Source organism: Pseudoalteromonas sp. TB25 (assembly GCF_000497995.1).
Classification (GTDB): Bacteria; Pseudomonadota; Gammaproteobacteria; order Enterobacterales; family Alteromonadaceae; genus Pseudoalteromonas; species Pseudoalteromonas distincta.
Map to the genome: position 1 here is coordinate 1 of NZ_AUTI01000175.1, position 7,759 is coordinate 7,759.

At 39.4% G+C, this 7,759-nt stretch carries 7 protein-coding genes; 2 read left to right on the forward strand and 5 right to left on the reverse strand.

Annotation, left to right across the window (positions count from 1 at the left end):
* The 5 genes from L652_RS0103810 to L652_RS0103830 form a co-directional block, all read right to left on the reverse strand.
* On the reverse strand, positions 1-1,658 hold a 1,658-nt coding region (locus L652_RS0103810; protein ID WP_024603307.1), incomplete at its 3' end, for a proline--tRNA ligase.
* A gap of 89 nt (positions 1,659-1,747) precedes the next feature.
* The gene (tsaA, locus tag L652_RS0103815; RefSeq protein ID WP_024596821.1) at positions 1,748-2,452 is read right to left on the reverse strand and encodes a tRNA (N6-threonylcarbamoyladenosine(37)-N6)-methyltransferase TrmO; all 705 of its coding nucleotides are present in this window, start codon (positions 2,450-2,452) and stop codon (positions 1,748-1,750) included.
* 212 nt (positions 2,453-2,664) lie between these two features.
* Positions 2,665-3,234, reverse strand: a complete 570-nt coding sequence (locus L652_RS0103820; RefSeq protein ID WP_002961225.1) for an outer membrane beta-barrel protein — start codon at positions 3,232-3,234, stop codon at positions 2,665-2,667.
* 281 nt (positions 3,235-3,515) lie between these two features.
* Positions 3,516-3,980 (reverse strand): acyl-CoA thioesterase, encoded by a 465-nt coding sequence (locus L652_RS0103825; RefSeq protein WP_024596822.1) that lies wholly within the window; start codon positions 3,978-3,980, stop codon positions 3,516-3,518.
* Between the two features lie 132 nt (positions 3,981-4,112).
* Complete coding sequence (locus tag L652_RS0103830; RefSeq protein ID WP_024596823.1) at positions 4,113-5,759, reverse strand: electron transfer flavoprotein-ubiquinone oxidoreductase; 1,647 nt, start codon at positions 5,757-5,759, stop codon at positions 4,113-4,115.
* 221 nt (positions 5,760-5,980) lie between these two features.
* On the opposite strand from L652_RS0103830, the gene L652_RS0103835 reads away from it, so the two are divergent.
* Together L652_RS0103835 and L652_RS0103840 are read left to right on the forward strand one after the other, a co-directional pair.
* Positions 5,981-6,730, forward strand: a complete 750-nt coding sequence (locus L652_RS0103835; RefSeq protein ID WP_024603308.1) for an electron transfer flavoprotein subunit beta/FixA family protein — start codon at positions 5,981-5,983, stop codon at positions 6,728-6,730.
* Positions 6,731-7,657 (forward strand): FAD-binding protein, encoded by a 927-nt coding sequence (locus L652_RS0103840; RefSeq protein WP_024596825.1) that lies wholly within the window; start codon positions 6,731-6,733, stop codon positions 7,655-7,657. It abuts the gene before it with no gap.
* The last annotated feature ends 102 nt before the right edge of the window (positions 7,658-7,759 follow it).

Sequence of the window (7,759 nt, forward strand, 5' to 3'; positions counted from 1 at the left end):
GTGCGGCGGTTTTTAAGCTCAACTTTATTCTCGTCAAGGTTACGCTCACCAATTACAAGCGTGTAAGGTACACCAATTAGCTCCATGTCATTAAACATAACACCAGGGCGTTCTTTACGGTCATCAAATAACACATCAAGACCTGCATCTTTTAAACCCTGGTAAAGGTTATTTGCAATATCAGGAATACGATGTGATTTGTGCATGTTCATTGGAACAATCGCTAAATCGAATGGCGCGATTGATTGTGGCCAAATGATCCCGTATTGATCGTTGTTTTGCTCAATAGCAGCAGCAACAATACGTGAAACACCAATACCGTAACAACCCATGGTCATGGTTTGGTTTTTACCACCTTCGTTTAATACTCCCGCTTTCATTGCTTCTGAGTATTTAGTGCCAAGTTGGAATATATGACCTACTTCAATACCGCGTTTTATTTGTAAAACGCCTTGGCCACATGGACTCATATCGCCTTCAACAATATTACGAATATCAGCAACTTCGTAATCAGTTACGTCACGATCCCAGTTAATACCGCTGTAATGCTCGTCGTCTTTATTAGCACCGGCAACAAAATCAGCAAGGATATTAGCGGCTCTATCAACAATAATAGGCATAGATAAGCCCACAGGGCCTAATGAGCCAGGTTTTGCACCAATAGCAGCAACAATATCTGCCTCTGTTGCCATTTCAAGCGGAGAGTCTACTAATGGGTGCTTTTCAGCTTTCAATTCATTTAAATCATGATCGCCACGAAGTACAAGCGCCACTAAACCACGTACATCGTTTTCATCAGGTGCACCGTAAACAATTAAGGTTTTAACACCGCGATGAGGTTTTACACCGTAGTGCTTTTTAAGCTCATTAATTGTTTTAGCGTCAGGAGTAGGGAATGCTTTTAACTCTTTACTTGCTTCTGGGCGTGGATCGTTTGGCGCTAGTGCTTCTGCTTTTTCAATATTAGCTGCGTAATCACTGCCATCACTAAATGCAATGGCATCTTCGCCCGACTCAGCAAGTACATGAAACTCGTGCGATAAGCTACCACCAATAGACCCAGTATCAGCAAGTACAGGGCGGTAATCAAGGCCTAAACGCTCAAAAATGTTACAGTATGCTTTGTGCATCGCTTGATAAGTCGCATCTAAACACTCTTCACTTAAGTGAAAAGAGTAGGCATCTTTCATTGTAAATTCACGAGCTCGCATAACACCAAAGCGAGGGCGACGTTCGTCGCGTACTTTAGTTTGTACTTGATATAAAGTAACAGGTAACTGCTTGTAGCTGCTTATTTCTTTACGTACGAAATCAGTTATTACTTCTTCGTGTGTTGGACCAAGTGCAAACGTACGGTTATGACGGTCTGTGAAGCGCATAAGCTCAGGACCAAATTCATTCCAACGGCCAGACTCTTCCCACAAATCAGCGGGTTGAATTACAGGCATTAGCATTTCAATAGCACCTGCTTTATCCATCTCTTCACGTACAATGTTTTCTACTTTACGTAGCACACGTAAACCAGAGGGTAACCAAGTGTATAAACCCGAAGCGACGCGACGGATCATACCGGCTCTAAGCATTAACTGATGCGATACGATTTCAGCATCTGATGGCGTTTCTTTAAGTGTTGCGAGTATATATTGGCTTGTACGCATGTTTTTTCCGAAATAGAGTAATTATGTTCTTTTAATAGAACTTAAGTTTAACAGCGGATGCTTTTACACTAAAGCGCTAAGTGAGTTATTTAGTTTTTTTCTATGATTGTTACTACGTTATGCTCGCCATTGACTTGCCAGCGAATATTATAATTGTACAAAGTCATACCATAGCTTTGCTCGCCGTCTTTTTGTTTTTTATAGGCAGGGCGGGGATCTTGTTTTAAAACATTAGCTATAAAATCATGTAAATCTGGGTATTGTGTTTGCGCATTAACAAACTCAATTGCCTGAGGGCTAAATTCAACCGTCATTTGTGTTTCTGGGCGTGTATCTGCAAAGCCAGCACTGGCGTCAAGCATTGCATCTGAATAGGGTAAGTACGGTTTAATATCGATAATGGGGGTGCCATCAAGTAAATCAATGCCAGCGAGTAATAAACTAAGTTGTCCGTTTTTATATTCAATACCTTCAAGTTTTACTGCGCTCATACCAATCGCGTTTGGTCTAAATGTAGCGCGGGTAGCAAATACACCTTTTCGCTCATTCCCACCTAAACGAGGTGGGCGCACCATAGCAGAATAACCTTTATCGGCCGTTTCATGAAAACGAAATAACAACCAAATATGAGTAAATTCATCTAAACCACGTACAAACTCTTCGCGATTAAAATCAGGTGCAAAAATAAGTTTTGCCTTGGCTTGTGGCACTAAACGAGGCTGCCTAGGTATAGCAAACTTTTGTTTATAAGGAGATTCAATGTGGCCAATAGCCGAAATGGTATAATCGCTCATAGTACTCGGGTACAAATAAAATAGAGCGCTATTCTACCTGCATTTAGTATTTATGGCATTAGTGTAAGTAAGTTTATTGCTTATAGACCAAGCGGTTTAAAATCACTTATTAGACTGAGTGGTTTATATTTTGTATTAATATATTTAAAAAGGACCTAAAACAAAAAAGGGCAAGCTCTTAAGCTTACCCTTTCAAACATGTTAAAGATTAATTAAAACATGTATTGAACTGATACAGATGCTACATCCATGTCTGGATCAATATCGTCATCAAGTTTGTAGCGTTCGTACTCTAAACGAAACTGTACATTTGTTGTAAGTGCGTATTCAATACCCGCACCGTAAAATGCATCACCACCATCTGTAGACGCTGTTACACCACCTACTGGTAAATCTTGTGTGTAATCTGCATCCCACTCAAGCCAACCGCCTTTTGCATATACAGAAAAGCTCTCTGTTATTGGGTAGCCCAAACGTGCGGCAAGCGATACGCCATCAATTTCAGCTTTGCTGTCAATATCACTTACTTCATCAAAGTTTTGATAAGCAAGTTCTAAGCTTAGGTATTCGTTAAACTGAGTACCGATATAGCCTTTAAGCATTTGTGCATCGTCGTCAAAGTCAGTGTCGTTGTCACTGTCTTCAAATTCAAAAGAATATTGACCGTAACCGATACCAGTATAAATACGTGGAGAATCGAAATCAGAAATATCAGCGTGTGCTGCAGAGTTAAAACCCAGTGTTGCTAGTGCAATAGCTGAAAGAGAAAGTGTTTTAATCATTGAATAGCTCCTTTACAAAAAATAATCAAATGCTTGATTTCATTAATCAAACTTCAATTATCTACTTGCAGCGAGCGTGCCAATATTTTGCAGCGAGCGTGCCAATATTAAAATGGATTAAAAACACGCCATAATTAGTTCTTTTGTATTGGTTTTTACATTGTTTAGCGTGTTTTATAATCAAAGTGAACTTTTGTGTAATCGTGTACTCTAAAATAAGTTGTATGTTTTACAAAGTATAATGAGTTTTTTACATAGCCTTACTTTATTCAAATTACTAATTAGACTTTATGAAGCAAGTTTTCTGTTTCAATTGCTATTTCTTTCATTTTTATAGCGTAATTTTCTAATTTAATGTCTTCATCGGTCACTGCTTTAAACGAAGGCACTTCTATTGGGTAGCCCGTTTCATCCATTGCAATAAAGCTGATAACACAATGGTTTGTTTCAACCATATTTTGCGTTTTTGGATCGCCACACCTAACTTGAATAAATATTTGCATGCTACTTCTACCCGTATGGGCAATTTTAGCTTCTACTTCGACTATTTGACCCACTAAAATAGGGCGTCTAAATTTAACACCCGCAACCGAAACAGTTACGCAGTAATGACCACTCCAACCTGCAGCGCACGCATAACCTGCTTGGTCAATCCACTTCATGACGGCCCCACCATGAACTTTACCACCAAAATTCACATCAGTAGGCTCTGCTAAAAAACGAAAAATAACTTTTGACGACGGCATAAATAACACTCTTATTATTAAAACTACTATTAGCATAACGTAAAAAAGGGGCCGAAGCCCCTGCAATTTAGGATATGTTTATAATTTATATGTAAAAAACGTAGTTATATAGCTATACAGCGCATAATTTAGTTACATATTAGGATAATTTGGCCCACCCGCACCTTCAGGTGTTACCCATGTAATGTTTTGGCTTGGGTCTTTAATATCGCAGGTTTTACAGTGCACACAGTTTTGGGCATTAATAACAAACTCTTTATTGCTTGCAATTTCTTGTACTTCGTAAACGCCTGCAGGGCAATAACGTTGTGCGGGTTCATCAAATTTAACTAAATTTACGTTAATAGGAATTGACGCATCTTTAAGCTTTAAATGACACGGCTGTGATTCTTCGTGGTTAGTATTTGATAAAAACACACTTGAGAGTTTATCAAAGCTAAGGTGTCCATCTGGTTTTGGGTATGCAATTTTGTCAGCGGCGCTAGCATCAACAAGGGTAGAGTGATCGGGCGTATTATCTTTAAACGTAAAGGGTAAAGCGCCATTAAAGATGTTTTGATCAAGCGTATTGTACGCACCACCTAAAAATTTACCGAGTTTGTGCATAGCAGGGCCAAAGTTACGAGATTGATATAACTCTTTATATGCCCACGATTGCTCAAACGCAGTTTGATAATGAGTTAAATCGGTATTTGCTAACTCATTTTGCAATGCTTCAAAAATAACCTCAGCGGCCATCATTCCTGATTTCATTGCGGTGTGGTTACCTTTAATTTTTGCAAAATTAAGAGTGCCTGCATCACACCCAACAAGTAAACCACCAGCAAAATGCATTTTTGGTAATGAGTGCAAGCCACCTTTAGCAATAGCACGCGCACCGTAAGCAATACGTTCAGCGCCTTCAAGTACGTTTTTAAATACAGGATGGTGCTTCATTCGCTGAAACTCATCAAACGGGCTCAAATGTGGGTTTGAGTAATTTAAATCAACAATTAAACCAACAACAACTTGATTGTTTTCACTGTGATACATAAATGCACCACCATTAGTATCGCCGCTAAGTGGCCAACCTGTACCATGAACTACCTTGCCAAGCTCATGTTTACTTTCATCTATTTGCCAGATTTCTTTAAAGCCTAAACCATAATGCTGCGGTGATGAATCTGCATCAAGTGCAAACTCATTGATTAGTTGTTTACCTAAATGACCACGGCAACCTTCAGCAAAAATAGTGTATTTTGCACGAAGCTCCATGCCTGGCATGTAACCGTCTTTTTCATTACCATCTTTGTCTACACCCATATCACCAGTAATAATGCCTTTTACTGCTTCATCTTCAATTATTAAAGAGTGTGCGCTAAATCCTGGAAATATCTCTACGCCTAAGCTCTCAGCTTGCTCTGCAAGCCATCGACATACATTGCCCATAGATACAATGTAGTTACCATCATTATGAAATGTTTTTGGTGTAGCAAAGTGGGGAATTGATGTCGCTTTTTGCTCGTTATTAAACCAATAAATTTCATCATTAGTTACTTTGGTTGTAACCGGTGCGCCAAGATCTTGCCAATTAGGTAGTAGTTCATCCAAAGCTTTGGTTTCAAAAACAGCACCAGAGAGTACATGTGCTCCTACTTCAGAACCTTTTTCGACTACGCAAATCATGCACTCTTGTTGTTTTTCTTGTGCTAATTGCGCGAGTTTAATTGCACTTGAAAGCCCAGCAGGGCCTGCACCAACAATTACTACATCAAATTCCATGGTTTCACGTTCGACCATAATAACCTCTTTATCTATGACGGACTTATTTGAATGTTTACTACGCATTTAAATAAGGTGTACAGCCTATTTATAACCTTGCAAATTAAACGTTACAGACTGTGAATAGTTAAAGGTTATTTTAGGTTGACGTTTACGTCAACAGTAAGTAGTCTAATTTCATAAAATAAATAGGTTGACGTGCACGTTACCTTGTAGGTTTAAATAATTATGGAGTTCCTATGAAAGTTCTCGTACCAATAAAAAGAGTGATTGATTACAACGTAAAAGCACGCGTTAAAAGTGATAACAGCGACGTTGATTTAAACAACGTTAAAATGGCAATGAACCCGTTTTGTGAGATTGCTATAGAAGAAGCAATTCGTCTTAAAGAAGCCGGTACCGCCACTGAAGTGGTTGCTGTAACTATTGGTTCAAAAGCATCACAAGAACAATTACGCACAGCATTAGCATTGGGTGCTGACAAAGCTATTCACATCGAAACCGATGAAAAGCTCGAGTCACTTCATATTGCAAAACTACTCGCTAAAATTGTAGAGCAAGAAACGCCTGAACTTGTCATTTTAGGTAAGCAGTCAATTGACTCAGATAATAATCAAACAGGTCAAATGCTTGCTGCATTAACTAATCGCGGGCAGGGTACATTTGCATCAAAAGTAGTTATTGAAAATGGCAAAGTAAACGTAACACGCGAAGTTGATGGCGGGCTGCAAACGGTAGCACTTAATTTACCGGCAGTTGTTACAACTGATTTACGCTTAAATGAGCCTCGCTATGCATCACTGCCAAATATTATGAAAGCCAAACGTAAGCCGCTTGAAGTAATAGCAGCAGATTCGCTTGGTGTTGATTTAACACCGCGTATGCAATTAATAAGTGTAGAAGAGCCAGCTAAACGCACCGCAGGAATTATTGTAGAAGACGTAGCGCAGCTTGTAGAAAAATTAAAAACAGAGGCAAAGGTGATTTAAATGAAAACACTCGTAATTGCAGAGCACGACAACGGTGCCTTAAAACCAGAAACCTCAAAAACTATTAACGCCGCAGTAAAAATGGGTTTTCCTATTGATGTACTAATTGCAGGTAACAACTTAAGCGCAATGAGCTCACAAGTGGCCAGCATTGATGGCGTAGCTAATGTTTTAGTTGCTGATAATAGCGTTTATGAACATCAGTTAGCTGAGAGCATGAGCGATTTAGTTTTATCAATTAGCGACAACTACAGCCATATTGTTGCAAGTGCTACTACAACGGGCAAAAACTTTATGCCACGTGTTGCTGCGCTATTAGATGTTGCGCAAATTTCTGAAATTATCGCAGTAGTGGACGCCGATACATTTAAACGTCCGATTTATGCAGGTAATGCAATCGCCACGGTTAAATCACTCGACAGTAAAAAAGTAATTACCGTGCGTGCCAGTAGCTTTGATTTACAAGGTGAGCAATCAGCTGTTGCTATAACAAGTATTGATACAGTATCAGATTCGCAATTAAGCAGCTTTGTAAGTGTAGAGCAAACTGAATCAGAACGCCCTGAGCTTACAGCTGCTAGTGTGGTCATATCGGGTGGTCGCGGTATGCAAAACGGCGAAAACTTTGCATTACTTAATGGTATTGCCGATAAACTAGGTGCAGCTATTGGTGCATCGCGTGCAGCAGTTGATGCAGGCTTTGTACCTAACGACATGCAAGTAGGCCAAACAGGTAAAATTGTAGCGCCTAATTTATACATTGCAGTAGGTATTAGCGGTGCTATTCAGCATTTAGCGGGGATGAAAGACTCAAAAGTAATCGTCGCGATTAATAAAGACCCTGACGCACCTATTTTTCAAGTTGCAGATTACGGTTTAGTGGCTGATTTGTTTGAAGTACTGCCACAGTTAGAGAGTGCTTTATAGCCTTTAAATAAACAAACTTATTCTGGTTGAAAGCCGTGGTGCTCTTTGAGTGCTGCGGCTTTTTTATTCGGTAAATTAAAGACACAAAAAAACCAGCCAATT

What these genes read in the sequence shown, in the direction of transcription:
- tsaA (WP_024596821.1), bottom strand. Translation starts at nt 2,452, where the DNA reads ATGAGCGATTATACCATTTCGGCTATTGGCCACATTGAATCTCCTTAT.
- L652_RS0103820 (WP_002961225.1), bottom strand. Translation starts at nt 3,234, where the DNA reads ATGATTAAAACACTTTCTCTTTCAGCTATTGCACTAGCAACACTGGGT.
- L652_RS0103825 (WP_024596822.1), bottom strand. Translation starts at nt 3,980, where the DNA reads ATGCCGTCGTCAAAAGTTATTTTTCGTTTTTTAGCAGAGCCTACTGAT.
- L652_RS0103830 (WP_024596823.1), bottom strand. Translation starts at nt 5,759, where the DNA reads ATGGTCGAACGTGAAACCATGGAATTTGATGTAGTAATTGTTGGTGCA.
- L652_RS0103835 (WP_024603308.1), top strand. Translation starts at nt 5,981, where the DNA reads ATGAAAGTTCTCGTACCAATAAAAAGAGTGATTGATTACAACGTAAAA.
- L652_RS0103840 (WP_024596825.1), top strand. Translation starts at nt 6,731, where the DNA reads ATGAAAACACTCGTAATTGCAGAGCACGACAACGGTGCCTTAAAACCA.